Annotated in this window: 23 protein-coding genes and 1 pseudogene; 14 read left to right on the top strand and 10 right to left on the bottom strand. The window is 72.8% G+C overall.

Annotation, left to right across the window (positions count from 1 at the left end):
* The first annotated feature begins 4 nt into the window (after positions 1–4).
* Complete coding sequence (locus ACSMXW_RS24085) at positions 5–1,030, top strand: D-2-hydroxyacid dehydrogenase (RefSeq protein ID WP_485799267.1); 1,026 nt, start codon at positions 5–7, stop codon at positions 1,028–1,030.
* A complete protein-coding gene (locus ACSMXW_RS24080; protein WP_485799266.1) occupies positions 1,027–2,622 on the top strand; it encodes an amidase in 1,596 nt (531 codons plus the stop codon). Before ACSMXW_RS24085 ends, ACSMXW_RS24080 begins: the two co-directional genes overlap by 4 nt.
* Before the next feature lie 111 nt (positions 2,623–2,733).
* Here the strand turns inward: ACSMXW_RS24080 and ACSMXW_RS24075 are convergent, their stop codons facing one another.
* The gene (locus ACSMXW_RS24075) at positions 2,734–3,231 is read right to left on the bottom strand and encodes a DUF3830 family protein (protein WP_485799265.1); all 498 of its coding nucleotides are present in this window, start codon (positions 3,229–3,231) and stop codon (positions 2,734–2,736) included.
* Between the two features lie 299 nt (positions 3,232–3,530).
* Positions 3,531–4,970: an NAD-dependent succinate-semialdehyde dehydrogenase gene (locus tag ACSMXW_RS24070; RefSeq protein ID WP_485808264.1), complete on the bottom strand. Its 1,440-nt coding sequence runs from the start codon at positions 4,968–4,970 to the stop codon at positions 3,531–3,533.
* A 255-nt stretch (positions 4,971–5,225) separates the two neighbouring features.
* Between ACSMXW_RS24070 and ACSMXW_RS24065 the strand changes: the two genes are divergently transcribed.
* Positions 5,226–6,503 (top strand): aspartate aminotransferase family protein, encoded by a 1,278-nt coding sequence (locus tag ACSMXW_RS24065; protein WP_485799264.1) that lies wholly within the window; start codon positions 5,226–5,228, stop codon positions 6,501–6,503.
* A gap of 387 nt (positions 6,504–6,890) precedes the next feature.
* Here the strand turns inward: ACSMXW_RS24065 and ACSMXW_RS24060 are convergent, their stop codons facing one another.
* The 3 genes from ACSMXW_RS24060 to ACSMXW_RS24050 all read right to left on the bottom strand — a co-directional run bounded on the left by ACSMXW_RS24060 (position 6,891) and on the right by ACSMXW_RS24050 (position 9,990).
* Positions 6,891–7,790: an AraC family transcriptional regulator gene (locus ACSMXW_RS24060; protein WP_485799263.1), complete on the bottom strand. Its 900-nt coding sequence runs from the start codon at positions 7,788–7,790 to the stop codon at positions 6,891–6,893.
* Positions 7,791–7,979: 189 nt separating this feature from the next.
* Positions 7,980–8,738, bottom strand: a complete 759-nt coding sequence (locus tag ACSMXW_RS24055) for an SDR family NAD(P)-dependent oxidoreductase (RefSeq protein WP_485799262.1) — start codon at positions 8,736–8,738, stop codon at positions 7,980–7,982.
* Positions 8,739–9,084: 346 nt separating this feature from the next.
* Complete coding sequence (locus ACSMXW_RS24050) at positions 9,085–9,990, bottom strand: LysR substrate-binding domain-containing protein (RefSeq protein ID WP_485799261.1); 906 nt, start codon at positions 9,988–9,990, stop codon at positions 9,085–9,087.
* A 73-nt stretch (positions 9,991–10,063) separates the two neighbouring features.
* Here ACSMXW_RS24050 and ACSMXW_RS24045 point away from each other — a divergent pair, with 73 nt between their 5' ends.
* The 6 genes and pseudogenes from ACSMXW_RS24045 to ACSMXW_RS24020 all read left to right on the top strand — a co-directional run bounded on the left by ACSMXW_RS24045 (position 10,064) and on the right by ACSMXW_RS24020 (position 16,896).
* A complete protein-coding gene (locus ACSMXW_RS24045) occupies positions 10,064–10,387 on the top strand; it encodes an aminopeptidase P family N-terminal domain-containing protein (protein ID WP_485799260.1) in 324 nt (107 codons plus the stop codon).
* Between the two features lie 154 nt (positions 10,388–10,541).
* Positions 10,542–10,907, top strand: a pseudogene (locus tag ACSMXW_RS24040) (M24 family metallopeptidase); the annotation flags it as partial.
* A 90-nt stretch (positions 10,908–10,997) separates the two neighbouring features.
* On the top strand, positions 10,998–11,840 hold the full coding sequence (locus ACSMXW_RS24035) for a maleate cis-trans isomerase family protein (RefSeq protein ID WP_485808262.1): 843 nt from the start codon (positions 10,998–11,000) through the stop codon (positions 11,838–11,840).
* A gap of 273 nt (positions 11,841–12,113) precedes the next feature.
* Entirely contained in the window at positions 12,114–15,554 is a 3,441-nt protein-coding gene (locus ACSMXW_RS24030; RefSeq protein ID WP_485799259.1) for a CHAT domain-containing protein, read from the top strand.
* Complete coding sequence (locus ACSMXW_RS24025; RefSeq protein ID WP_485799258.1) at positions 15,551–16,234, top strand: hypothetical protein; 684 nt, start codon at positions 15,551–15,553, stop codon at positions 16,232–16,234. Before ACSMXW_RS24030 ends, ACSMXW_RS24025 begins: the two co-directional genes overlap by 4 nt.
* Entirely contained in the window at positions 16,234–16,896 is a 663-nt protein-coding gene (locus ACSMXW_RS24020) for an RES family NAD+ phosphorylase (RefSeq protein ID WP_485799257.1), read from the top strand. Before ACSMXW_RS24025 ends, ACSMXW_RS24020 begins: the two co-directional genes overlap by 1 nt.
* Before the next feature lie 272 nt (positions 16,897–17,168).
* Here ACSMXW_RS24020 and ACSMXW_RS24015 read toward each other — a convergent pair whose 3' ends face one another.
* Positions 17,169–17,813, bottom strand: a complete 645-nt coding sequence (locus ACSMXW_RS24015; protein ID WP_485799256.1) for a class II aldolase/adducin family protein — start codon at positions 17,811–17,813, stop codon at positions 17,169–17,171.
* On the bottom strand, positions 17,810–19,153 hold the full coding sequence (gene otnK, locus ACSMXW_RS24010; RefSeq protein WP_485799255.1) for a 3-oxo-tetronate kinase: 1,344 nt from the start codon (positions 19,151–19,153) through the stop codon (positions 17,810–17,812). The genes ACSMXW_RS24015 and otnK overlap by 4 nt, the downstream gene beginning before the upstream one ends.
* Positions 19,154–19,342: 189 nt before the next feature.
* Between otnK and ACSMXW_RS24005 the strand changes: the two genes are divergently transcribed.
* From ACSMXW_RS24005 to ACSMXW_RS23990, 4 genes are read left to right on the top strand one after another with little or no spacing between them, the layout of a single operon-like run.
* Complete coding sequence (locus ACSMXW_RS24005; protein ID WP_485799254.1) at positions 19,343–20,335, top strand: 3-hydroxyacyl-CoA dehydrogenase family protein; 993 nt, start codon at positions 19,343–19,345, stop codon at positions 20,333–20,335.
* Positions 20,336–20,389: 54 nt separating this feature from the next.
* Positions 20,390–21,193, top strand: coding sequence for a DeoR/GlpR family DNA-binding transcription regulator (locus ACSMXW_RS24000; protein WP_485799253.1), 804 nt, complete (start codon positions 20,390–20,392; stop codon positions 21,191–21,193).
* A gap of 41 nt (positions 21,194–21,234) precedes the next feature.
* Positions 21,235–22,566, top strand: a complete 1,332-nt coding sequence (locus ACSMXW_RS23995; protein WP_485799252.1) for an MFS transporter — start codon at positions 21,235–21,237, stop codon at positions 22,564–22,566.
* Positions 22,567–22,589: 23 nt separating this feature from the next.
* Positions 22,590–23,339 (top strand): MBL fold metallo-hydrolase, encoded by a 750-nt coding sequence (locus ACSMXW_RS23990; protein ID WP_485799251.1) that lies wholly within the window; start codon positions 22,590–22,592, stop codon positions 23,337–23,339.
* A gap of 197 nt (positions 23,340–23,536) precedes the next feature.
* On the opposite strand, the gene ACSMXW_RS23985 is transcribed toward ACSMXW_RS23990, so the two are convergent.
* Positions 23,537–25,084 carry a glycosyltransferase family 39 protein gene (locus ACSMXW_RS23985; RefSeq protein WP_485799250.1) on the bottom strand — a complete coding sequence of 516 codons (1,548 nt, stop codon included), beginning with the start codon at positions 25,082–25,084 and terminating at the stop codon, positions 23,537–23,539.
* Between the two features lie 385 nt (positions 25,085–25,469).
* On the opposite strand from ACSMXW_RS23985, the gene ACSMXW_RS23980 reads away from it, so the two are divergent.
* Positions 25,470–25,811 carry a hypothetical protein gene (locus tag ACSMXW_RS23980; RefSeq protein WP_485799249.1) on the top strand — a complete coding sequence of 114 codons (342 nt, stop codon included), beginning with the start codon at positions 25,470–25,472 and terminating at the stop codon, positions 25,809–25,811.
* A 44-nt stretch (positions 25,812–25,855) separates the two neighbouring features.
* On the opposite strand, the gene infA is transcribed toward ACSMXW_RS23980, so the two are convergent.
* A complete protein-coding gene (gene infA, locus ACSMXW_RS23975) occupies positions 25,856–26,080 on the bottom strand; it encodes a translation initiation factor IF-1 (RefSeq protein WP_485799248.1) in 225 nt (74 codons plus the stop codon).
* Positions 26,077–26,871: a GNAT family N-acetyltransferase gene (locus ACSMXW_RS23970; protein WP_485799247.1), complete on the bottom strand. Its 795-nt coding sequence runs from the start codon at positions 26,869–26,871 to the stop codon at positions 26,077–26,079. Before ACSMXW_RS23970 ends, infA begins: the two co-directional genes overlap by 4 nt.
* Between the last annotated feature and the right edge of the window lie 69 nt (positions 26,872–26,940).

The following is a 26,940-nucleotide window of genomic DNA, read 5'->3' as shown; positions in this document are numbered from 1 at the left end:
TGTCATGAGGACGACCGAACTCCCCCTCGTCGTGGTGCTGGGAGGACCGGGGGACGCCGGGCCGCCACTCCTCGACCGGATCAGGGACCGGGCGCGGCTGCGGCAGGTGGGCGAGGCCGGTCTCGCCGGCGCGCTGCGCGAGGCCGACGCCCTGCTGGTGTGGGACTTCGGCACCGACGCCCTGCCGGCCGCCTGGCCCGTCAGCGGCGGGCCGCGCTGGGTGCACACCGCGAGCGCGGGCGTGGACAGGCTGCTCTTCCCCGCGCTGCTGCGCTCCGGGGCCGTGCTCACCAACTCGCGGGGCGTCTTCGAGCAGCCCATCGCCGAGTACGTGGCGGGTCTCGTCCTCGCCATGGCCAAGGACCTGCCCGGCACGCTCGACCGCCGGCGCTCGCGCGTCTGGCAGCACCGGGAGACGGAGCGGGTGGCGGGCACCCGCGCGGTGGTGGTCGGCGGCGGCCCCATCGGCCGTGCGGTCGCGCGGTTGCTGGGCGCCCTCGGCCTGAGGGTCGCGCTGGTCTCCCGTACCGCGCGTGAGCGGGACGCCGAGTTCGGCAGGGTGCACGGCTTCGGCGAGCTGGCCGGGCTGCTGCCGGACGCCGACTGGGTGGTGAGCGCCGCGCCGCTGACCGCCGAGACGGCGGACATGTTCGACGCGGCGGCGTTCGCGCGGATGAAGCGGGGCGCCCGGTTCGTCAACGTCGGCCGTGGCCCGCTGGTCGTGGAGGACGACCTGGTGGCGGCGCTGCGGGACGGCCGTCTCGCGGGCGCCGCGCTCGATGTCTTCCGCCAGGAGCCGCTGCCGGTGGACAGCGCCCTGTGGGCCGTGCCCGGACTGCTGGTCTCCCCGCACATGTCGGCCGACACCCACGGCTGGCTGGAGGATCTCGCGGAAGTGTTCCTCGCCAACTTCTCACGCTGGGCCGCGGGGGAGCCGCTGCGCAACGTCGTCGACAACACCTTGGGGTACGTGCCCGTGGGCGGCGGCGCGCCGGGCGACACCCCGCACACCGAGGAGGCCTCGCCATGACCGCACCCACCGACCGGACCGCCGGTGGCCGCCGGACGGAGAACACCAGGAGGAGCACGGGGAGCACGGACGGGACCGGGGACTCGGCACGCACCGGGAGCACGCAGCAGGGCGACGCGCAGGACGGCGCGCAGGGCGACGCGCAGGGCGGCGCGCAGGACGGCCTGTGCGCAAGCACGGCGACCGAACTGGTCGCGGGCTACCGGGACGGAAGCCTGTCGCCCGTCGACGTGGTCGAGGCCGTGCTCGCCCGTATCGAGCGGCTCGACCCGCCGGTGAACGCCTACTGCCTCGTCGACGCCGAGGCGGCCCGCCGTGACGCCGCCGCCTCCGCGGAACGCTGGCGGCGGGGCGAGCCGTGCGGGCTGCTCGACGGGGTGCCGGTCTCCATCAAGGACCTGCTGCTGACGAGGGGGTGGCCCACGCTCCGCGGCTCCCTGAGCACGGACCCCGGCGCGCCCTGCGAGGAGGACGCCCCGTCGGTGGCGCGGCTGCGCGAGCACGGGGCGGTCCTCGTCGGGAAGACGACGAGCCCGGAGTTCGGCTGGAAGGGCGTCACCGACAGCCCGCGCACCGGCGTCACCCGCAACCCGTGGGACGTGACGCGTACGTCCGGCGGGTCGAGCGGCGGCAGCGCGGCGGCGGTCGCGGCCGGTCTCGGCCCGCTCTCCGTGGGGACCGACGGCGGCGGCTCGGTCCGTATCCCCGCGGCGTTCTGCGGGATCTTCGGCCTCAAGCCCACCTACGGGCGGATCCCGCTCTACCCCGCGAGCCCCTTCGGCACGCTCGCGCACGCCGGGCCCATGACCCGTACGGTCGCGGACGCCGCGCTCATGATGGACGTGCTGTGCGGGTCCGACGACCGCGACTGGTCCGGGCTGCCCCCGTACGAGCGCGGCTTCCTGGCCGGGTTGGAGGGGAACCCGGCCGGCGAGGGAGGGGGCGTGCGCGGGCTGCGGGTGGCGTACAGCCCGACGCTCGCGGACGCCCCCGTCGATCCCGGGGTGGCCGCACGCGTACGGCACGCGGCCGACGTCCTGGCGGCCCTCGGGGCCGAGGTCGAGGAGGCCGACCCCGGTTTCGCCGACCCGGTCGGGGCGTACCACACGCTGTGGTTCTCGGGCGCCGCGAAGGTGGTGGAGCACCTGACCCCCGAGCAGTTCGGGCGGCTCGACCCGGGGCTTCAGGAGGTGTGCCGCTCGGGCGCGTCGATGAGCGCGCTGGACTACCTGGGCGCCGTCGACGAGCGGATGGCGCTCGGCGTGCTGATGGGCCGCTTCCACCGCACGTACGACCTGCTTCTCACCCCGGCCCTGCCGGGCACCGCGTTCGAGGCGGGCCACGAGGTGCCGCCGGGCAGCGGCCTGACGAGGTGGACCGGCTGGACGCCCTTCACCTACCCGTTCAACCTCACCCAGCAGCCGGCGGCCAGCGTGCCGTGCGGGGTGGCCGCGGACGGGCTGCCGGTGGGCGTCCAGCTGGTCGCGGCCAGGCACCGGGACGACCTGGTGCTGCGCGCGTCCCACGCGCTGTTCGAGGCACTGGCGGCCGAGGGCACGGTGTCGGCGGCACCGGTGAGCCCGCGCGGCTGAGCGCCGGGCGCCCGGGACGGGCGCATGACCGGGGGCGGTGGTCCCGGGGATTCCCGGGACCACCGCCCCCGGTCATGCGCCGGGTGCCGGCGCCGTGCGCCTCCGTACGGGTCAGGCCCGCCGGAAGACGAGTGACTCGCCGACCACGCCGGACAGCCACAGGTCCTGGGCCGCCTCGGCCATCCGGTCGAGACCGTCCACGATGGTCGCGAAGATGGTGGCCGGCACGAAGCCGGTGTCCGGGTTGAGCAGCAGGTTGTTGCGCTCGTAGAAGAGGGCGAGGTCGACGATGCTCTCCTCGGCCTGCGGCCGCCCGCCCTGGGCGTAGCCGTGCGAGCTGGTGTTCAACTGCCAGTTGGCGAACGAGAAGTAGGCGACGTCACCCGGGATAGGCGTGATCGTCGGGTTCTCGGTACCCGGCTCCTGGGCTGCGAACGCCGGCACCAGCGTGTAGATCTCGTTGCGCGCGTACTTGCCGTGGAAGACGTCCTTGCCGAGCGGCAGGGCGTTCCACACGGCCTCGCAGGTACGCGGCGCCCGGTCGTCCAGCAGCTTCGCCACGCAGCTCACGCCGCGCTTCTCCAACGAGATCTCGATGTGGCGGTCCATGTACGACGTGTTCCTTCGCTCACCGGCCGACCGGCCGGGTTGGTGTACGGGATGTGTACGGAGGGGGCACGACCTCGTCTGCCCCGTGCGCCCATGGCGATCCGACCGTTTCGTGCGGGCTTGTCGCGCCCGCGCGGCGGAGCCGCATGCAGACACAGCCCCGCGCCCCTGATCGGGCGCGAAGCGCCCGTCGAAGGGGCGCGGGGAACTGCGCGACCAGTTGGATCGAAACCACCGGATCGCCACCGGCCGCACAGGGCAGACGCGGCCGCCCCCGGGGCCCCGGGGCCCCACGGGAATCAGGACAGGGGCATGGCCAAGTACCGGGTTTCGAGGAACTCCTCGATCCCGGCCCGACCCCCCTCACGGCCGAGCCCGGACTGCTTCACGCCGCCGAACGGGGCGGCGGGGTTGGACACGACGCCCTTGTTCAGCCCGATCATCCCGGTGTCCAGCCGCTCCGCGATCCGGAAGGCGCGCCGCAGGTTCTCCGTGAACAGGTACGAGACCAGCCCGTAGGGCGTGGCGTTGGCGGCCGCCACCACCTCGTCCTCGTCGCCGAAGGGGATCACGGGCGCCACCGGCCCGAAGATCTCCTCCTGGAGCAGCGCGGCGTCCGCGGGAACGTCCACGAGCACGGTCGGGGCGTAGAAGTAACCGTCGCCCGCCGGCGACTCGGCGCCGGTCAGCGCCTTGGCCCCGCCGTCCAGCGCCTGGCCGACGAGCTGGCGCACCTTGCCGCGGCCGTCCTCGTCGATCAGCGGCCCGACCTCGACGCCCGGCTCGGTGCCGCGCCCGACGACCAGGCCGCCCATCCGCCGCGCGAGCCGCCGGGCGAACTCGCCGGCCACGCTCTCGTGCACGTACAGGCGGTTGGCGGCGGTGCAGGCCTCGCCGATGTTGCGCATCTTGGCCTGCATGGCGCCCTCGACGGCCGCGTCCAGGTCGGCGTCCTCGCAGACGATGAACGGGGCGTTGCCGCCGAGCTCCATCGACACCCGCAGCACTTCCTGCGCGCTCTGCGCGATCAGCAGCCGACCGACCGCCGTGGAGCCGGTGAAGGAGACCTTGCGCACCCGGCCGTCCCGCATCAGCGGCTCGACCACCTCGCCCGGCCTGCTGCTGGTGATGACGTTGAGCACGCCGTCGGGCAGCCCGGCCTCGGCCATGATCTCCGCGAGCATCAGCATGGACAGCGGGGTCTGCTCGGCCGGCTTGACGATCATGGTGCATCCGGCGGCGACCGCGGGCCCGATCTTGCGGGTGCCCATGGCGAGCGGGAAGTTCCACGGCGTGATCAGCAGCGCGGGGCCGACCGGGCGGCGCATGACCAGCAGCCGGTCCTTGCCGTCCGGCGAGACGGCGTAGCCGCCGTCGATCCGGACCGCCTCCTCCGCGAACCAGCGGAAGAACTCGGCGGCGTACGCGACCTCGCCGCGCGCCTCCGCCAGCGGCTTGCCCATCTCCAGGGTCATCAGCAGCGCGAGGTCGTCGATCCGCGCATGGATCAGCTCGTAGGCCCGGCGCAGGATCTCGCCGCGCTCCCGCGGCGGGTGGGCTGCCCAGGACTCCTGCGCGGCGTGGGCGGCGGCCAGCGCGTCCAGGGCGTCCGCGGCGCCGGCGTCGGCCACGGTGCGCAGCGGCCTGGCCACGGAGGGGTCCTCGACCTCGAAGACGGCTCCGGACGCGGCGGGACGCCAGCCGCCCCCGATGTAGAGGCCGGTCGGGACGGCGTCCACCACCGCCCGCTCGTGTTCGGCCTGTGTGGTCACTGCTTACCCCCAGTGCTTTCGATGGACTCCCGTCTCCGCGTGCCGGCCTTCGGATCTTCCGGTGCTCCGGTCGGAGGGGGTCATGGACAACGAGCCGCGTCCATGCTTGCATGAATGTAGGTTGTTGACAATCCTACGATCAACAATCCGTTCCGCACATGCCGTGGCCGGTGCCGCCCACCGCCGCGGCCACCCGCGCGCCCACCCATGAAGGAGCCGACCATGAGCCAGCTCTCCCCCGTCCTCAAGCAGGCCACCCCCGTGCTGGCCGCCCGGGCCGAGGGCGTCTACGTGTACGACGAGGACGGCCGCGCCCACCTGGACTTCACCGCCGGCATCGGCGTCACCAGCACGGGCCACTGCCACCCGCGGGTGGTGGAGGCCGCCCAGCGCCAGGTGGCGACGCTGGTGCACGGCCAGTACACGACGGTCATGCACCGCCCGCTGCTCACGCTCACCGAGCGGCTCGGCGAGGTGCTGCCCGAGGGCCTCGACTCGCTGTTCTACGTCAACTCGGGCAGCGAGGCGGTGGAGGCCGCCATGCGGCTGGCCAAGCAGGCCACCGGCCGGCCGAACATCGTCGTCTTCCAGGGCTCGTTCCACGGCCGCACCATCGGCGCGGCGTCGCTGACCACCTCGGCGGCCAAGTTCCGCTCGGGCTTCGGCCCGCTGATGCCGGGCGTGGCGATCGCGCCGTTCCCCAACGCCTTCCACTACGGCTGGGACGAGGCGACGGCGACCGAGTTCGCGCTGCGCGAACTGGACCAGCTGCTGGCGACCGTGACCGCCCCCGCCGACACGGCGGCCTTCATCGTCGAGCCGGTGCTCGGCGAGGGCGGCTACGTGCCGGCCACCACTGCGTTCATGCGCGGCCTGCGGGAGCGGGCGGACCGGCACGGCATCCTGCTGATCCTCGACGAGGTGCAGACCGGGTTCGGCCGCACCGGCCGGTTCTGGGGCCACGACCACTTCGCGGGGCGGGCCGACCTCGCCGACATCCTCGTCACGGCCAAGGGCCTGGCCAGCGGCTTCCCGCTGTCCGCCATCGCCGCGCCCACGCACCTCATGGAGAAGGCGTGGCCCGGTTCGCAGGGCGGCACCTACGGCGGCAACGCGGTCGCGTGCGCGGCGGCGATCGCCACCCTCGACGTCATCCAGGACGAGAAGCTGGTGGAGAACTCGGCCGAGCGGGGCGCCGAGCTCGTCGCAGGCCTGCGCGAGGTCGCGGCCCGGTACGCGCCGGACGGCGGGCGGGGCATCGGCGACGTGCGCGGCCTCGGGCTGATGGCCGCCACCGAGTTCGTCACGGCGGAGGGACGCCCCGACGGGGAGACCGCGGCCCAGGTCCAGGCGGCCGCGGGACGGCGCGGGCTGCTGCTCCTCACCTGCGGCGCGCAGGGCCAGGTCGTCCGCATGATCCCGCCGCTCGTGGTCACCGCGGAGCAGGTGAGCGACGGCCTGGGCCGCTGGTCCGAGGCGGTGGCCGAGGTCCTCGGCTGACCGGACCGCACGGCCCGGTGAGGGCCGGCACGGCGCGGCGGCGAGGTGCCGGCGCGCGCCACGGGCCGGCGGGCCCTCCTCGGTGAGGCCGCCGGCCCGTTCCGGATCTGCAGACGGTTCAACTGTTCAGGGGTTGACGCATCACCATGGCTTCCCACCCGCCGGTCTTCCCGGTGGCCCACCGCGGGCGCATCGTGGTTGCGCGCGCAGTTTCCCGCGCCCCTATCGGGGCGCGAACGCCGATATACAAGGGCGCGGGGCCGTCTCCGGGGACACCCCACACCTTCAGGCCAGCGGACGAGGCCCGCCGCACGGGCGCGACCAACCCCCACCGGCCGGCGGGCAGACAGACGGCCTCACCGGACTCTTCCCGGTGGCCCGCGACTCTCAGGGCAGGGCGGTGGCGGGTACGTGTGGCCTGGCTCGGAGACGGACCGCGTCCTGGCTGGGTGGTGTGCCGAACATGCGGCGGTACTCGCGGCTGAACTGCGAGGAGCTTTCGTAGCCGACGGTGTGGCCGACGCCGGTGACGTCGGAGGGGCGGCTGGCCAGGAGCAGCCGGGCTTCCTGGAGGCGGATGCGCTTCTGGAACTGGATGGGGCTCATTCCGGTCACGGCGTGGAAGTTGCGGTGGAAGGCCGACACGCTCATGCCCGCCGTCCGTGCGAGGTCCTCGACTCGGAATGACTCCGCGTAGTGCTGTCGGATCTGCTGGACCGTGCGGCTGATGTGGGCCAGTCCGCTGTCCGCCAGGCCGAGCTGGCGGATGGCGGGACCCTGCTCGCCGCGCAGCAGGTGCCAGAGGATCTCCCGTTTGACCAGCGGGGCGAGGATCTTGCGGTCCGCGGGCCGCTCCAGCAGCCGCAGCAGCCGGACGATGGCATCCAGCATTTCCGAGGGAGCTTGGCTGACCGCGATGCCTGCGGGTGCGGTGGGTGCCGGGGCAGGCAGGTCGCGGGGGTCGGCGTCCAGGAGCAGCTGAGCGATGTCGGCGGGGTTGAGGGTCATACCGAAGCCGAGGGTGGGCTGCCCGGTGTCGATGACGTGGCCGGTGACGGGGAGGTCGACCGAGGTGACGAGGTACTGACCGGGTCCGTACTCGTACAGACGCTCGCCCAGGGCGAGGCGCTTGCCGCCCTGGGCGATGACCGCGAGCACGGTGCCGGACATGCCCGCCGCAGGTGCGCTGCGCTGGTCGAATCTGCATGCCTGGATGCCGTCGATGGCAGTGGTCAGATCGGGGCGCGCATGCCGGTTCACCAGCTCGCACATCTCGTCCAGAGGCATGCTTCCAGTCTTGCACGAACCGGTCTCAGCCTGCTCTGTCACAGCAGGATCAGGCAAGGATGTGCGCGTACCGGGGCAGCGTGTGGCGCGCGGCGCGGCCCGGTGGCCTGCGCGAGGTGCCACCGGGCGGCAGCAGTGGCCCGGGCGTGCGGGAGGGCCGTGCTCGCGGTGGTGCATCGCGGGGCCCGGTCAGAGGTTCTGGCCGCCGGAGACTTCGATGTCCTGGCCGGTGATCCAGCGCCCTTCCTCGGAGACCAGCATGGCGATGACCATGCCGATGTCGTCGGGTTCGCCGATCCGCCCGAGCGCGAACGTCTTCGCCAGGTCCGGAATGATCTCCGGGTTCCTCGCGAAGGCGTCATCGGCGAAGCGGGTGCGGGTGGCGCCAGGGGCGACGGAGTTGACGCGAATGCCGCGGGCGCTGAACTCCTTGGCCATGTACCGGGTGAGGACCACCACGGCGCCCTTGAGGGCCGCGTAGACGGAGTAACCGGGCGCGGTCACCTGGGGCAGCGTGGAGTTGCTGGTCAGGTTGACGATGGCGGCGCCGTCGGCCAGCAGCGGCAGCAGGGTCTGGGTGAGGAAGAACGGGCCCTTGAACAGGCCGTCGGTGAGCTTGTCGAATTCCCGCTCGGTGGTCTCCTCGATCAACGCCATCCCGGCGAAACCCGCGTTGTTGACCAAGTGGTCGAAGGAGTCCCGGTGGAAGGTCTCGCGCAGGGCGTCGGCCACGGCATCGTGGAAGGCAGGGAAGCCGGCCGTGTCGCCGATGTCCAGGTGCAGCGCCACGGCGGTGCCGCCCACCTGCTCGATCTTCCGGACGGTGTCCTCGGCGCCCTGCTCGTTGGAGCTGTAGGTCAGGATGACACCGGACCCACGCTTGGCGATCTGGACGGCCGCGCTCTGGCCGATGCCGGAACTGGCGCCGGTGACGACGGCTACCTTCATCTGTCGTGCCTCCTGGACATCCGGAGCCCGAAGGCTCCGTACGGGGTGTGACACCTCAAGGCAACCGCTTCACCGCCCTCGCGGGAAGAAAGATCCTCCCGTTCTCTTGCCCGATCCTGCTGCCCTCCTGGGTGCTGCCGGACTGGCCCCCTCTGCGCCCGTCGGGACCCGCCCGTCGGGACCCGCCCGTCGGGACCCGCCCGTCGGGACCCGCCCGTCGGGACCGCTACGAGAAGACGGGGAGACGCGGCCACCCGTGAACTCCAGCCGCGGTTCCCCACCGGCTGCCCGCGGCCCGCCGCGCGGGGGGCGCACCGGCTGCCCCGCGGCGAGCCGCGGGCGTTCCTCACCCCTGGCGTGCCGCCCGGCGCAGCGCCAGGACCAGCGCGTTGACGACCGGATCGGCCGCGCCGCCGGCTCGCGTGGCGATGGAGACCGTACGGGTCAGCCGAAGGTTCTCCACCGGCCGCAGGGTCACGTCCGCGGCCAGTTGCTCCACGACGAGGCGGGGCACGAGCGAGACGCCGAGCCCCGACTGGACGAGCGCGAGCACCACGGAGTAGTCGTCGCTGGTGTAGTCGAGGCGCGGCCGGAAGCCGGCGCTCTCGCACGCCCGCTCCAGCACCGTGCGCAGCGAGTCGTCCCGGCGCGGCGCGATCCACCGCTCGTCCCGCAGTGTCGCCAGGCTGTGCGGCCCCTCGGCGTCGGCCCGCGGGTGGCGGCGGGGCAGGGCGAGCAGCAGGGGCTCGTGGAGTATGGAGTCCAGTTCGACGCCGGAGTGCGGCAGCCTGGGCAGCAGGTTGTACTCGTACACCAGGGCGATGTCGATGCGGCGCATCCGCAGGTCGACCAGGCTGCGCGCCGGCTCCTCCTCGCTGAGCACCACGTTCAGGTCCGGGTGGTAGGCCTGGCAGGCGGCGATGGCCGGCGCGGCCACCGCGCCGGCGGCGCTCGGGAAGGCCGCGAGACGCACCGTGCCCCGCACCCTGTTCTCCAGCGCGGACACCTCCGCTCGGGCCCGCTCCAACTGGGTCAGGATGATCTCGGTGTGCGCCACCAGCACCTTCGCCGCCTCCGTCAGCAGCAGCCGCCTGCCGTCGCGGACGAACAGCGGAGTGCGGGCCTCCCGTTCGAGCAGCGACAGTTGCTGCGAGACCGCCGAGGGGGTGAGTGCGCACGCCTCGGCCGCGGCGGCGACCGTGCCGTGCGCGGCAAGCTCCCTGAGCAGCCTGAGTCGCCGTACTTCGAACATGTAGGAACACTAACGGCAGCCCCCGGAAAATCTTGCTGGTCCTGCGGTCCGGACGGACCTCACACTGACGCTCGTGACGACCGAAACGCCGGTGGCCGCCGACGTCACGGCGGCCGCGGGACGCCTTGGCATCCCCGAACACGAGAGCAGAGTGGCCGCCCTGCGCGCAGCGATGGGCGAGCGGAACCTCGCGGCCGTGGTGCTCGCCGGGCCCGAGAGCATCTACCACCAGACCGGCCTGGACCACCTGGGGTACTTCGCCCTCACCCTGCTCGTCGTGCCGGCGGCCGGTCAGCCCGTGCTGATCGCCCGGCAGATGGAGCACACACGCTCCGCGCCCAGGTCCCGCAGGTGCGGCACGCCGCGTACGCCGACGGCCGGGACCCCGCCGAGGTGACGGCGCGCACCGTGAGCGGCCTCGTGCCGCAGGGCTCCCGCGTCGGCGTCGAGAAGCAGTCGATGTTCCTGCCGCCGCCCTGCTCGACCGGGTGCGCGCCGCGACGCCGGGCCTCGTGTGGGCCGACTGCTCGGCCTTCCCGACGGCCCTGCGCATGGTCAAGTCGGCCGGCGAACTGGCCCGCGTACGACGGGCCGCCGAGGTCTCCGACGCGGCCATGCGGGCGGCGCCGGCGACCGCCGCGCCCGGTGTCAATGAGCGCACGGTGGCGGCCAGGACCCACCAGGCGATGATCGAGGCCGGCGGCGGGCCGCCCGGCTTCGTGCCCCTGATCCGGTCGGTCGCCCGCCTGCCGCAGGAGCACGTCACCTGGTCCGACCACGTGTTGCGGCACGGCGAGGCGCTCTTCGTCGAGCTGTCCGGGTGCGTGCAGCGGTACCACGCGCCGCTGAGCCGCGTCGTCTACTGCGGCGCGGCGGTGCCCGGCGCCGAGGTGGCGGCCGCGGCGGCGCGGGCCGGCCAGGAGGCCGCGCCGCACCCGCACGACCACGTCACACCGCACCTTCCCCGTCCATATCGCACCTTCCCCATCAGGAGAATGAGGAGTTCCTTGGACATCACCTTCCTCGGCGGTCCCGCTCCGCAGCGGGGCGTGGGGGTCATCGCGCCGTTCGACTTCGCCCTGGACCGAGAGCTGTGGCGCTGGGTTCCCGACGACGTCTCCCTGCATCTGACCCGGACGCCGTTCGTGCCGGTCGAGGTCTCCCCCGACATGGCGAGGCTCGTCAGCGAGCACGAGACCCTGCGCGGTGCGGCCCTCGCGCTGAGCGCCGTGGGCCCCGAGGCGGTGGCCTACGCGTGTACGTCCGGCAGCTTCATCGACGGCATCGCCGGCGAACGGTCCATGTGCGCGGCGGTACGTCAGGTGGTGCCGGTTCCCGCGACCACCACATCGGGCGCGCTGCTCGACGCGCTCGCGGAGTTCGGCGCGCGCAGGGTCGCCGTCATCACCCCGTACACCAAGTCGCTGACCGACGCGCTGGAGCAGTACCTCGCCGAGGGCGGCGTGACCGTGACCGGGCGCGCGTACCTCGGCCTGACGGAGAAGATCTGGCACGTGACGTACCAGGCGGTCCTGGACATGGCGCGCGGGGGCGTCGCCGAGGGCGCTGACGCGCTGTTCATCAGCTGCACCAACCTGCCCACGTACGACGTGATACCGCAGGTGGAGGCGGAGCTGCGGATACCGGTCCTCTCCGCGAACCAGGTGACGATGTGGGCCGCCCTGCGCGACATCGGCGTCCGCGCCGTCGGCCCCTACCAGGCCCTGCTCGACCCGGCGGCCCGCTCGGTCCTGCCCGGCCCCGCGGGACCGCCCGCCGGACCGCCCTTCGGGGACGCGCCGGAGGAGGTCTTCCGCGAGGGCGAGGGATCCGACACGCCCATGGTGTGAGCACCCCCGTCGGCCGGCTCGTGCCCCATGTCCGGCCCGCGGACCGGCCGGTCCCCGGGTCGGCGGGTCCCCGGATCGTCCCCGAGTCGGCCCGTCCCCGGGTCGGCCGGTCCGCGGATCGGCTCGTCCCCGGCCTGGCCCGTCCGCGGGCTGGCCCGTCCCCGGGTCGGCCGGCCCCCGGGCGTGCCGTTCCGGTCGGGAGCCGGTCGAAGAGCGGTCGATGACCGGACCGGGTCTTCACCCCCACCGGCTCCGCTGCTTCGCTGGAACACGGTGACGGTGAGGGTTGACGGGCCGCAGTGGGGGGTGCGGGTGGGCGACGAGGAGAGCGGGGGCGTCCAGGGGCTGCGGGTCTGGGCCTCGGACGCGTTGGAGCGGGCGGCGCGGCTGTTCCCGGCCATGGGAGGAACCGAGGCACCCGCGGAAGCGTACGACGGTTCGATAGCGGAGCTCACCTCGCTGAGCCGCCTGCTGGATCACGACCCGGCGCTGCGCAGCAAGGTGACGGTGGTTCTCGGATCCGTGTTCGCCACGCGGTACGTCCACGGTGCCGGCGCGGCCGAGGACCGGGAACGGGCGCTCGAGCTGCTGCGGCAGGCGCGGGATCCGGCGTCGCCGATCGGGGCGGCCACGACGGCGGAGGGCCGGCGGTGGGCCGCGATGTTTCTGCTGACGCTGGTCGTACCGCTACGGGAGATGGGGGGCGGGGCCGGGGAGGCCCCCGCTTTCTCCGTCGTCCTCGACTGGAGCGCGCAGCACCTGGGGTCCGAGGCGTACCAGGCCACCATGGCCGAGGCACGGGCTCTCGCGGAAGAGGTGGCGGAGTTGCCGCTGCGGCCGGAGCTTCTCGCGCAGATGCGGCAGACCAGCACGCTGCTCTCGGCACTCCCGGGTATCAACCTTCCCCAGGACGCGGACAAGTTGATCGCCATGCTTCCCCCGGGCTTCGCCCACGCGGACCAGCTGCGGATCCTGCTGGACCTCATGTCGGGGCTGTTGTCCGGGCCCGGCAGCGCCGCAGGGGCAGCGGCGTCCTCCGGCATGCGGCGGAGTGAGGACCCGGCACCGGATGCCGCTCCGGCGCCGCACCCGGAGGCGGCTCCTGCCACCGACCCCGTTCCGGCATCCGGTGATGCCGACGTCGATGACGTCTCCCTCACCCTGAGGGTCCTGTTCCCCGCACTGTTCGACGTGATGGAAGCCATGCGGAGCGGCACACCGGAGGCGGTCAACAGGTGCCTGGGGCGGATGCGCGCCGTGCACGAACAACTGCCGGACGGCCATGAACTGGCGGGCCTGATCGAGAACCTGACCGGTTTCATGCTGTACATGAGCAAGGGCGTCGGCGGCACCCTCCAGGACCAGTCGGCCGCCCGCCGGTACATGGCGGGCATGGCCGAGCACGTGGAGCGGTTCGTGGGGGACTTCGCGGGGCCGACGGCCGACGAGTTGAGGTTCATGGGCCGCGTGGTGACCCTGACCGTCCATGCACGCGACGCCGAGGAGACGGGAGACGCGGAGACCCTTCGCTCCCTCGGGGACCAGCTGGCCGCTCTCGAAGAGACCGCACCGTCGGACTATTGCCGCTTCCACGTCCAGATGGTCCTCGGCCAGGCCCGCACGGGTCTCGGTACGCTCACCGGCGACAAGGAGATGCTCGTGCGCGGGGTCACGCTTCAGCAGCAGGCCGTGGCGAGCGGGGGCGGGGGGCTGGTGTTCCCCGAAGAGTGGATCGCGGCGCTCTCCACCGATGTCGACGCGATGCGGGCCGCCCTCGCCCAGGACCCCAGCCTGCTCCGCCGGCACGCACCCGCCTCGCCCGGCACTCCGGCGCATCACCGCTGGGCCTCGGCCCTGTCCCTGGTCACGCGCTACCGCCTCACCCATCACCCGGGAGATCTCGATGCCGCCATCACAGAGTTGGAGCAGGTCCGTGACGGCATACGGCAGGGGCAGATGCCCCACTTCACCGCCGATGCCCTGTGGACACTGGCCGAGGCCTACCAGACACGTCTGCGCCACACGCACGACACGGCGGAACGGGACGCCTGCCTGGACACCGCGATGGAGGCCCTGCACGCCACGGTCACGGACGTCGTCCTCCAACTGGGCGCCGAACACGGCCTGAAGGCCGCACGCTCCGGTGCCAGCCGCGGCCTGAAGGCCGCCCTGTGGGCCGCATCCCACGGCCGGCCGGACGAGGCCGTCGCCGCCCTGGAGCTGGGCCGGGCCATGGTGCTGCGGGCCGCCTCGACCGCACGGGCCGTACCGGAACTCCTCGAAGCGCGCGGGCACCACGACCTCGCCGAGGCCTGGCGGGCAGCCGCCGCGCCCGGCGGCGACGGCTCCGCGGTGTCCGGCGGGCTCCCCGCCGAGCTGCCGAGCACCCTGCGCCGCCAGGCCCTGGAGGCGCTCGGCTACCGGCGGCGCGGCGGGCTGCTCGGCACACCGACGCCGGGCGAACTCGCGGACGGCGTCGCCGAGGGCGGGGCGGACGCGCTGGTCTACCTGGTCCCCGGCACCGGCGGGCTGCCGGGCATGGCACTCGTCGTGGGCCGCGGCACCGGCGTCGGGGTGGGCCCGTTGCCGCTCCTCGCCGAGTCCGCGAGCGGCCCCCTGGAGCACTACCTCGACGCGACCGCCGCGCGGGACGCCGACGTGGCCGACCCGGCCGCCGGACGGGCCTGGGAGGAGGCCCTGTCCGCGCTGTGCGACTGGGCGTACCAGGTGCTCGCCCCCGTCCTCTCCGGCATCGAGACGCGGCTCACCACCGGCGGGCGGCGCGGGGACGGACCGCCCAGGCTCGTCCTGGTGCCCTGCGGCCGCCTGGGCATCGTCCCCTGGCATGCCGCGCGGCTCCCCGCGGCGGTGCCCCACGACCACCTCTGCCAGGCCATGGTCGTCAGCTATGCGGCGTCCGGCAGCCAGTTCCTGCGCACGGTGGGACGCGCACCGCGCGACCCCGCCGCCGCCCCGGTCCTGGTGGCCGACCCGCGGATGGACCTCACGCACGCCGAGCGCGAGGTGACGGCGTTGCGGGACGCCTTCTACCCCACGGCGGTGATGTGCGGGGAGTTCTTCGAGCCGTCCGTGGTGCCGGAGGCGGCGGGCACCCCCGACGAACTCCTCGGCCTGCTCGCCGACGGCCCCTCGCTGCTGCACGTGGCCTCGCACGGGTCGGCGGGGGTGCGCCCCACGACGTCGGCCCTGCACCTCGCCTTCCCGGGCCGCACCGGCGAACTCCCGGCCGACGCGGGCGGACCGGGGGCGGAGCCGGACCTCGGCATGCTGACCGTGGCGCGGCTGCTCGACCGGCCGGCCGGCGAACGGACGGACGCGGACGGTCCGTTGGTGGTCCTGAGCGCCTGCCAGACCGATCTGAGCACACGTGAGCACGACGAGGCACTGACCCTGACCACGGCGTTCGTCTCGGGTGGGGCCCGGGACGTCGTCGGATCGCGGTGGACCACGCAGGACGGTGCGTCGGTGCTGCTGATGGCGGTGTTCCACCACTACCTGGCGGTCGAGGGGTACAGCCCCGTCGACGCGCTCAGGGCGGCGCAGCTGTGGATGCTCGACCCGCACCGCGGGAATCCGGGGTCGCTCGGCGGGGAGCTGCTGCGCGAGATCGGGCGGCCGGGACTGGAGCGCCTGCCGGTGTGGGCCGCGTTCATCCACCAGGGCCACCCGGGCCCGGGAGCGGGGCGGGCATGAGTGAGGGCCAAGCACATCCGGAACGAGGGCTGCTCGACCTGGTCGCCGAGCACCGGGAGAGCATCCGCGAGTGCCTCGACGCCGCCCGGTACGAGGTGCTGCTCGCCCGGCTGCGGGCGCTCGCGGCGACGGCGCAGGACGACGGCAGGGCCGTGCGCAGGGCACTTCAGGGCGTACGGCTCGCGCTGCTTCCGCTGCCGCTGGACCATCCGGTGCGGCGGGCGTTGGACTCCGTCCGGCTCGCCCCCGCGCCCGCCGGGCCGCCGGCCGTGGCGGGGGCGCGTGAGCTGCTGGCCCGGCTGGTGAGCCCCGCGCCGCCCCCGGACACCGCGACGATCATCGCGACCGCCCAGCGCAGGCTGCTCCGGGCGCCCTCGCTCTCGGCGCAGGAGGTGCGCGCCCGGCTCGGCGGGCCGCCGCCGCCCGAGCTGATCAGGCTTCCCGATCCCCAACGCGGCGACCGCTACCCGGAGTTCCAGTTCACCGCCGGGGGCGGGGCGGCCCGCGAGGTCGTCCTGGAGGTCAACCGCATCCTGCTGGCCGATGTGGACCCCTGGGGCGCCGCGGACTGGTGGCTCGGCCGGAACGCATGGCTGGGCGGGCCGCCCGCCTCGCTCCTCGGCACGCTGCCCGACCACCACCTGGTCGGTGCGGCGGCGGCGCTGGTGGAGGGGGACTGATGCCCGGCACCCACCCCCCTTCCCGGTACGCGCTGAAACCCCACCGCGAGGTGCTTCCGGCCGGTACGGAACTGTGGCGGGTGCACGCGTCCCGGTGGCCCGCGGAGCAGTTCAAGCCGTTCCGCGCGGGCCGCCTCTACGGAGGACGCTTCGACGGCACGGCCGACGACCCGTACTCCTGTCTGTACGTGGCGAAGGACCCGGCCACCGCGCTCGCCGAGACGCTGCTGCGCTCGCTGGACTTCGATCCGGAGACCGGGATGCGGCTCGCCCCCCGGGCGGCCGTCCGGGGCAAGTCCCTCAGCATGATGCGGACCAGGTGCGAGGTGTGCGTCGTCCCCCTGCTCACCGGGGAGCAACTCGCCGCCGTCTGCCAGGACGCCTGGCTCCTGGAGGGCGAGGAGGAGGAGCACTACGCGCGGACGCGGCCCTGGGCGAGCCGGATCCGGGCCCACGCCCCGGACATCACGGGGCTGCTCTGGCAGTCCAAGCGGAACCAGTCCCACCACGCCCTGGTCCTCTTCGGCGACCGCTTCGACTGCATCGACGGCAAACCGCTGGAGGTGCTACCGGGGCACGGCATCGCGGACCTCGGCGGTGCCACCGGCATCGACGAGGCCAACAGACTGCTCAGGCCGCTGGGCTCGGCGATCGTGCCCTAGGGCCGCCCAGGGCCTGTCTGACGGTTCCCGCGGGGCCCGGGACTCCGCCGCTGCCTTGAGGGCGTGGGGGCACCCCCCGCACCACGCCGCGCCGCGCTGCCGGGCACGCCCGCGTACGCCCCGTACGAGGGCGGCCCTCCGCATGGCGATGCACGGCACCACACGGCACCGGGCGGCGCGGGCCGATCCGACGCGAAGGGTCGGACAGGCCCCAGGGCACGTACCGGGTTGCGATCGATGAACACCGCGGCTGTCAGGGCGGCCGCCCGCGGTCAGCCCGTCCAGGGGGAGGAGTACCGGTCGGCGAGTCTGGCGACCGCGGTGGGATCGAGGGGCTGGAAGGACTTCTCCCCGAGACTGAGGAGGACCGCGCAGGTCTGTTCGAGCTCGACGGCCGTGTCGACCGCCGCCCGCATGGTCGTGCCGGCCGCGATGGAGCCGTGGTTCTGCAGCAGCGCGGCACGGAACGGGAAGTCCAGGGCCTCGATCGCGTCGGCCTGCGAGGCGTCTCCGGGGTCGGCGTAGGGGATGAGCGGGGTCTGGCCCACGCGCATCACGAAATACGGCGTCACCGGGGGGATCGCGCTGGTCACGGTCCACGGGACGGTGCATGAGACGGCGGTGGCGTTGAGCGAGTGGACATGGACGACGGCGGTCGCGTCGGCGTCCCGCCGGTAGAAGGCGCGGTGGAACGGGAACTCCTTCGACGGACGCGGCCCGTACAGGTGCGTGCCGCTGAAGTCGAGCACGGAGAGCCCGTCGGCGGTCAGCGCGGCGAGATCCGCCCCGGTGGGCGAGATGACGATGTGGTCCCCGTCACGCATGCTGATGTTCCCGGACGAACCGGGGCTCATGCCGGTGGCGGCCACCGCGGCCGCCGCCTCGACGAGCTCTTCCCTGATCTCCTGTGCGATCACTTCTCGCTGTCCGTCCTCTCGTTCTGGATGGTTCGCTCCAGCGCGCTCCACGCCGTGGTGAACATGTCGACCGGCCCGAAGTTGCCTGATTTCAGTGCGACGGCGAGGAGCGCGCCCTCGCTGGTGGTCGCGGCGCCCCAGGCGACTCCTGGGGAGATCGCCGGTCCGATGCGGAGCCCGGTCACGCGCAGGTCGGCCAGGACCCTTCCGGAGCTCTCCCCGCCCGCGACGATCAGCTGGGTCACCCCGGCATCCACGAAGCCGCGCGCGATCGCGCCGATGGCCCGTTCGACCAGCTCCGCGGGCGATTCGGCGCCCGCCGCGGGTTCGTGGTGCGCGATGTCGTCGAGGGAGTCGACCGAGTAGACCAGGGGTGTCGCCGCAGGGTCCGCGGCCCACTCCCCCACGGCCCACTCGATGACGCCGGCAACGGCCGTGTCGAAGTCCTCGCGCAGCGAGGCCAGGTCCAGCTTGCGCCAGGGCACCCGGTCCCGGGCGTTCGCGATCTGGTCCCGGGTGCGCTGCGACGCGCTGCCGCAGAGCACGGCGCGGCGGCCCGGCCGGGCGGTGATGTCACGTGCCCGGGGGTTCTCCCGCGGGGCCAGCCCCTGGGCCAGTCCCGAGCCGCCGGTGACGAGCCGCAGGTCCCGGCTCCCCTCCATGATCGTCCTGAGATCGTCCGTGGTGATCGTGTCCACCACGGCCGACACCGGGCTCTCCTGGGCACCGAGTCGGGCGAGGGCCGCCGCGACCGCCTGCGGTCCGGAGCGGACGGTAGGCAGTGTGATCCGCGCGACGCGCCGGGCCGTCTGGGGTGCGAGCAGCCGGGTCACGCTCGAATCGAGCATGGGAGTCAGCGGATGGTGCCGCATCGGGCTCTCGTGGAGGAGCTCGTCGCCCACGAAGAGGTGCCCGCGGTACACCGTGCGCCCGGCGTCCGGGAAGCCCGGGACCACGATGGTCACCGTCTCGCCGAGGTACTCGGCGACCGCGTCGACGACGGGTCCGATGTTGCCCTGCGGGGTGGAGTCGAACGTGGAGCAGTACTTCACGTAGAAGCGTGCGCAGCCGAAGTCCTCTAGCAGGCGCGCTGCGGCGAGGCTCTGCCGGACCGCCTGGTCGACCGGTGCCGTGCGCGACTTCAGCGCGATCACCACGGCGTCGACGTCCTCCGGGGCGCCGGCGGGGGCCATCCCGGCGGAATCCAGTGGGCCGAACAGGACGACGGTGCGCAGCCCCTGTCCGACCAGGTTTGTCGCGAGGTCCGTCGCGCCGGTCACGTCGTCGGCAATGCAGCCCCACTGCACCACGTGGTCCTCCTCGGGTTGGCCGGGACCCATAGCAGTCCATGATCCTATCTGTGAAAAAATGTTATCAGCCTGTCGACATGTGTGAAACTTCGTGTAGAGTCCGTCCCCAGTCGCAACCAGTGTCCGATCACGACCGTTTTGCGATCCGGCGGAGGCGCCGCGTTCCAGCCGCGTCCCCTGCCCCGCGAACCGTGTGCGGGCACCACAGGAGGTCGATCCGTGAACCAGTCATCGTCGGAGGGAGGCGGCGTGCAGCCGACCGGGATCAGGCGCGCGGCAGTGGTGGGCTCCGGTTACATGGGCGGCGGGATCGCGCAGGTCCTGGCTCTGGCCGGGGTCGACGTCGTGCTCGGTGACGTCGACGCCGAGCGCGCCGAGGCCGCGCGTCGCCGCCTGATAGAGGAGGCCGGCCGCTTCGTGGAGCGGGGCCTGTTCGAGCAGGGCGCCGTCGAGACCATCACCGCGGGCCTCAGTGCCGCGGAGAGCGTCGAGGCGGCCGTGGCCGATGTGGACTATGTGACGGAAGCCGTCTTCGAGAGCCGGGAGGTCAAGAAGACCGCCCTCGCGAGGGTCTCCGCGGCGGCTCCCCCCTCGACGATCATCGGCACCAACACGTCCGCGATCCCCATCGAGGAGCTGGCGGCCGCGGTCGAGCACCCCGAGCGGTTCCTGGGCGTGCACTGGATGAACCCCGCGCCGTTCGTGCCCGCGGTCGAGCTCATCCCGCACTCCGGCACCGCGGCGCCGGTCGTCGACACGGCCGAGGCGCTGATGACCGCGGCCGGCAAGACGCCCGCCCGGGTCGCCGACAGCCCCGGCTTCGTCGCCAACCGGCTCCAGTTCGCCCTGTACAAGGAGGCCGTGCGCGTTGTCGAGGAGGGTCTCGCGACCCCCGAGCAGATCGACACCGTCGTCAGCAACGCCTTCGGGTTCCGGCTGGCCCTGTTCGGTCCGTTCGCGATCGGGGACATGGCCGGGCTCGACGTGTATGCGGCATCCTACGAAAGCCTCGCCGCCGAGTACGGCGAGCGCCTGGCGGCCCCCGGGCTGCTCACCGAGACCGTCGCGGCCGGGAATCTCGGCCTCAAGAGCGGGCGCGGCTTCCTCGACATCCCGTCCGAGAAGGCGGCTGCCCTGGTCGCCTACCGCGACAAGGCGTACGCGGCGCTGAGCGCGCTGCGCAGGCAGCTCGGCCCGGCCCCGGGCCTGTAGGCCGCCCCGGGAGCCGCCGGCACACCCCACCGACTGTCGAGAACGGGAAGACTCATGGGCGACCTGGAAGCCAACCTCATTCCGGAGCAGCGGCGCGAGAAGCTGATCACGCTGCTGCAGCGAGATGTCATCCTGAGCATCGCGCAGCTCACCGAGCTGCTCGGGGTCTCGCACATGACCGTGCGCAGGGACATCGCCTCACTGGAGCGGGACGGCCGGGTCACCTCGGTCCCCGGAGGGGTCCGGCTCGCGGGCGTGGTGCGCTCCGAGCCGGCCTTCGCGGCCAAGTCGCTCAGCGAGATGGCGGAGAAGGCGGCGATCGCGGGGGTCGCCGAGACGCTCCTGCACGACAACATGGTCATCTACCTGGACGCGGGAACCACGACGGGCGCTCTCGTCCCGGCGCTCCGCGCCCGGACCGGCATGACCGTCATCACCAACGACTTCGCGATCGTCGAGCAGCTGATGGGCGCCGAGCACGTGGAGACCATCCACACCGGCGGGCGGCTCGAACACGCGAACCGCTCCGCGGTGGGCCGGCTGGCCGCGGAGATGCTGCGCAAGATCAATACGGACCTGGCGTTCATCAGCGCCAGTTCCTGGGACATCGGGCGGGGTGTGACCACGCCGTCCGAGGCCAAGGTCGACGTCAAACGGGCGGCGCTGGAGTCGGCCTCGGAGGCCGTGCTCACCGTCACCAGTTCGAAATTCGGAACGTTCGGCATGTACGACATCGTGGACCTGCGGAGATTCAACCGGATCATCACCGATCACGGTCTCCCGAAGGCGGCGGCCGACCGTATCCGTGCCTCAGGTATCTCGCTGGAGCTGGCGAGTGTGAACCAAACCGGCGAATGAGCCGCATTCAACACCATCGAAGTGCCAGCAGGAGGCTGACAATGATGTCTCTCACGAGTGGTATCGGGACGGGTACGGACGACACCAGAACGTCCCTGGTCTCCCCGGGAAGGCGGCGCTACGTGATCGCCGCGGTCCTGGGGCTCGTCACCTGCCTCGGTTACATGGACCGGGTGAATTTCTCGGTGGCGGGCAGCGAGATCATCAAGGCGTTCGGCCTGACGACGGGCGAGTTCGGCCTGACGACGTCCGTCTTCAACTGGGCCTATGTGGCCCTGATGATCCCGCTGGCCGTCATCGCCGACCGGCGGGGCGTCCGCCGGGTGCTGGCACTGTCCATCGTGGTGTGGTCCCTCGGCGCGCTGTTCACCGGAGTCGCCGTGGGGGTCGGCACCCTGATCGTGGCACGCCTGCTGCTCGGCGGCGGCGAGGCCAGCACCTTCCCGTCCGGGAACATCGCCGTGCGGGAGTGGGCGCCCGCGAGGGAGCGCGGCATCTTCACCGGCGTGCTCAACGCCGGAACCGTGGTGGGCCCCGCGGTGGGCGCGATCGTGGCCGCCTACCTCGTGGTGGCGCTCGGCTGGCGCGGGTCCTTCTTCGTCGAGGGTGGCATCGGCGTGCTGGCGGGCCTGCTCTGGTACCTGGTCTACAAGTCCCCCGAGAAGACCACGTGGCTGAGCGGCGCCGAGCGCGCGATGATCCTGAAGGAGCGGGAGGGCTCTCCGGAGAAGACGGCGGCCGCTCCGATGAGCATCGGGAAGCTGCTGCGGACCAGGACGGTCTGGGGTCTGATGATCACCCAGGGCTGCGGTGTGTACACCAGCTACCTCTTCCTCAGCTTCCTGCCGCTCTACCTCACCACCGAGCGCCACCTGAAGATCCTCAGCTCCGGCTGGGTCACGGGTCTGACCTACGGCATCGCCGCGGTGGGCAGTGTGATCGCCGCCAGGATCAGTGACCGGGCCCTGCGGAGGTCGGACGTGCTCCGCGGAGGCCGGCGCAAAGCGGTCGCCGTCGTGATGCTGCTGACTCTTCCGCTGCTGGCGCTGCCCTGGGTGCACAGCACCGCTCTGGTCGTCGCCCTGATCGCCTGGGTGCTCATCATGGACACCGCCGCGATCACCCTGAACTGGGCACTGACGAGCGACCTGATCGTGGACAAGGCCTCCAGCGGCCGCACGTTCTCGCTGACCGGCGTGGGCGGCAACCTCTTCGGCCTGCTCGCCCCCATCGTCACCGGCTACCTGGTCGACTGGACCGGCAGCTACACCGTCCCCTTCCTCGTCGCCGCGGCCCTCCTCCTGATCGGTGCGGGGGTCACCTGGACGATGTCGAGGAAGCCGCTGCAGCCCACGCGGCCCGAAGCGGTCTGAGCCACGCGGCCACAGGAGAACGAATGAACGGCACATACACTCTCGACGTCCTGGTCAACGGCTTCCCGGGGACGACCCTGACGCACGGCGGTCTGGGATGGTGCAGCGTCTCCGTCCTGCGGGACGGCACGCGGACCGTCGTGGTCGACGCGGGTCCCCCGGCCTACGTGGAGATGCTGCACCGGGAGCTGGACGCACGCGGGATCCGCCGGGAGGACGTCACGGACGTGCTGACGACGCACCTCCACTGGGACCACATCGGCAACTTCACCATGTTCCCCAACGCCACCCTGACGGTCGGCCGGGTGGAACTGGAGTGGTCGGCGCGGCAGCCGCCGGAGACCCCCTTGGTCGCGGACCTGCACGTGCGCCGGCTCCTGGAGCTGGGCGACCGCGTACGGACCGTCGACGACGGGGACGAGATCGTCCCCGGCATCACGGCCATCGCCGTGCCCGGCCACACCCCGGGGCACATGTGCTTCCGGGCGGCGGTCACCGGGGGCGATGTGCTCTTCGCCGGGGACTCAGTCAAGAACCGCTACGAGCTGTCCACCGGGGACGTCCACTCGTCGCTGGACTTCGAGGCCAGCCGCGCCAGCGTCGCACGACTCCGCTCGATCATGGAGCAGGACCCGTCGGTCGTGATGGTCCCCGGCCACGACGCGCCGCTGACTCTGGTGGACGGCGAAGTGACCCTGACGGAGCCGCTGGTGGCCGAGCTGTCGGTCTACCTCGACCCCCGCACGGGCGCGGTCTCGCGGAACATCACCTAGGAGGCCCTGGGCGGCCCCAGGACCTGTCGTCGAACGTCAGGCCCCGGCTCCGGCGGAGAGTGTGTCCGTGGACGCAGCCGGGGTGAGGAGACGCCCACATGAGGTGAGGGCGCCCTGCCTCCTCCGATCGATCCGGTGCTCGCCGGATGATGACGGGCCCCGCACCGCAAGGGGATGCTGCGGCGCCCGCGGGGGTTTCAGCCGGTCGGGTAGGCGCCGAGGTGGCGGTAGGAGGGCCAGAGCTGGGGCCACGGGGCACGTGGATGGTGGCATACGGAGAGGGCTGTGCCCTGTTCCGGGTTGTTGATGTGCAGGCCGTTGTCGACGTGCGCGAGGACCGCGCACCGGCCGAAGTCCGCTCTGAGGCGCGGGGCGGGTACGGCCCAGGCGATGACCACGTCGGCCTGCTGCGGTGGCGGTCCCCAGCGGTGCAGTTCGTTGTGTCCGCTGTAGAAGGCCGGCAGGCCGTGGGCGGGGCCGAAGCGGTCCAGGGCCCCGGCTTCGCCGTAGTTGTCGGCGATGACGACCGCGTGCGCACGGTCGCGCGCCGGTAGCCGCTGGTAGACCGCTGCCACCTGGGCGACCGCGTGCGACCAGCCGACCGAGTCGGTGGACAGAGCGTTGACCGGGAGCGTGGCCAGGGAGCGCTCGGGCAGGACGGGCAGCTCGAAGGGGAGCTGGAGGACCGCTGCCATGGACAGGGCGGTCGCGACCAGCGGCAGGCGGCGTGTCCTCCGGTTCATCCACCGGTCGGCCCGGGCGCATCCCGCGGCGTACAGCGCGATCAGGAAGCCCCCGGTGTAGTCGGGGCGGTTTCCGGCGAGTGCCCACGTTGCCGCCGCGGCCAGGAGGAATCCCGCGCCCACGGCCCTGGCCGGCCGCCAGGACGGCTCACGAAGAACACCGACCAGCCCGGTGGCCCAGAACCCGGTCATCACGGGGCCGAGGATCAGCGCCAGGCCCGGGAGGAACAGTGCGCGCTCCATGGGGTCGACGGCGGCGCCCAGGGCGCGCGCCATCTCCAGCTGCGGGAAGCCGCTGGCCGTTTGGTAGACGATCAGGCTGGGCGCGGCCAGAAGCAGCGCCAGGGCCGTTCCGGCATACAGCCGGCGGTCCCGCAGCACGGCGCGGGGCCCCGTCACCGTCGAGGCCGCCAGTACCGACAGCGGCAGCAGCGCGACGGTGTACTTCGCGTAGAGGGCGATGCCACAGACGGCACCGGCCACGATCCAGTACCGGCCGTCACCGCGCAGCAGGGCTCGGAGCATGCACAGCAGGACGGCCGTGCCAGCCGTGACGTCCACGCTGGTGGTCAGCGCGCAGTGATCGAACCTCAGCACCAGGAGCGATGTGCCAAGGCCGGCGGCGGCCAGTACCTGGGCGCGCCGTACGGCGCCGAACTCCGCGGCGATCCGGGCTCCAAGGAGCACCACCACAGCGGCGCACACGGCAGAAGGCACGCGGACTGCCCACAGGCTGTCTCCGAAGACCTCCGTCGAAGCCCGCACCAGCAACGGCAGCAAGGGGGGCTCGTCGACGAACCCCCAGGCCGGTCCGTGCTTGCCCAGCAGCCGGAAGTACATCTCGTCCGGGTGGTATCCGTACGATCCGGCGAAGACCAGCAGGATGCCGGCCACCGCACCCGCGACGGCTACCGCAGGCCTCCAGGCCACCGCGGTGGCCAGCGCGTTGTCTGCTGCCGACGGCCCGGCACTGCGTGCCCGGGAGGCATCAGGCTTCGTCATGACATGACTTCCGACGGGAGCGAGGGCTCGCAGCCCGCTGGACCGCTCGATGGCACGCCGGCTGATCCCCGCTTCCATCGTCGCAGCGACAGCCCTACCCGGAGATCACCCACACGGGTGCTCTCCGCCCGGAGCCGAGCGGGTTCGCCGCCCAACGGGCACGCAACACGCCCGTAGAGCAGCGTCACCAGAGGGCCGGCAGGCGCCGGGGGCTCCGGGTGATGGCACCTTGACGCCGTTCGATGGCGTCCGCCGGGGCGGTGAGGGCGCTCCGTACCGCACACGTGGCGGAGTACGCGGACCCCGCCTTCGTCCGGCACGACGACTCGCAGGCCCAGTCCACCGGGACGGCCCTGAGCTGGGGGCCCAGCCCGGTCTGCGGCTCGTGCTGCTGCTCACGTCCAAGGGCGGCGCCGGGGTGTCCGGGTCCGCGATCGCCGTGCCGGCGCTGACCCCGAGCGCGACCCACACGATCCCGGTCAGCAGCATCGCCCTGGTGCTGGGCGTGCACAGCATCCTCTCCGCCGCCTTCGTGTTCACCGACATCGCGGGCAACTGCGTGGCGACCCTGGTCGTCGGCGAGTGGGAGAAGGCCGTGGACCGCGCACAACTGCGCACCGAACTCGAACGCGGGCCACCGGGCCGCCTGACGGCGCGGGCCGTCGCCGGCAGCGGGCCCGCCGGGCATCCTGTGCATGGCGGGGCCCCGGTCACGGAGACGCCGTGACCGGAGCCCCGGGATCAGCTACCGCGGAAGGTGCGGACCCGCGGTCAGTTCCGGTACCGGAACACGATCCGGCCGCGCGTCAGGTCGTACGGCGGGAGCTCCACCAGTACCCGGTCCGCCAGCATGATCTTGATGTAGTTCTTGCGGATCTTCCCGCTGATGTGCGCGAGCACCTGGTGGCCGTTCTCGAGCTCCACGGTGAACATGGCACTGCGCAGGCACTCGACGACCCTGCCCTCGACTTCGATGACGTTCCTGTTCCTCGTCATCGCACCAGCTCCAGGTTGCTGCTCACCGGCCGGGCGCCGATGCCCTCGAAGAGCCCCGAGGCTGCCCGGTTGGACTCGTGGACTTCGGTCCACGCCTCGGCGAACCCGCGGTGGTGCAGCGTCCGAAGCGTGTGGGCCAGCAGCGCCCGCGCGATGCCGCGGCGCTGCTCGCCGGCCCGGACCGCGACCAGCCCGATACGCGGCCGGCGCACCGTCACCACCCGGAGCAGCCCCAGGTAGCGGTCCGGGGCCGCGGCCACCGCGTACTTCGACGGGTCGACGATGGTGTCGCCTTCGGGGCGGGTGATCACCTCCGCCGGCATCGACTGCCACCACCCGGCGGTCGCCTCGACTTCGGCACGGATCGCGCGGTCCACCGCCCGCAGCGGACTCTCGTCCGCCTGACCGGCGGGCACGATCGTCACGCCCGGAGGCGGCAGGACCTCCCCGAGCCCCGTGACCCGCGGGTCGGTCGGCACGACGTACTCCCACTCGCGGCGCCGGATCGTGAAACCGGCCCGCCGCCAGGCGGCGGTCAGCTCGCCGTCGGCTTCGTCGACCAGCGTGTACAGCGGCGCCGGCAGTTCCGCCAGCATCGCCTCGGCGAGCCGGTCGAAGGTGGCGTCGTGCCAGGCGTCGATGCTGACGAACAAGCGTCCGTCGGGCCGGTGCTCCGCATGCCCGCGGCCGACCACCAGGTCGTCATCCAGTGCATGCCATTGCCTGTCCGCGACGCGCGTGATCATCACCGCGTTCTCGCTCAGGCCGGATGTGAAGGGCTTCGTGTTCATCGGAGTCTCCTTCCAGGAGTGCCTCGATCTCAGGCGCTCCTGGCGACACCGAACGTCAGCCGCCGGACC

The organism is Streptomyces sp. DSM 116793 (assembly GCF_057320905.1).
This window is presented reverse-complemented; position numbering and strand designations above follow the sequence as displayed.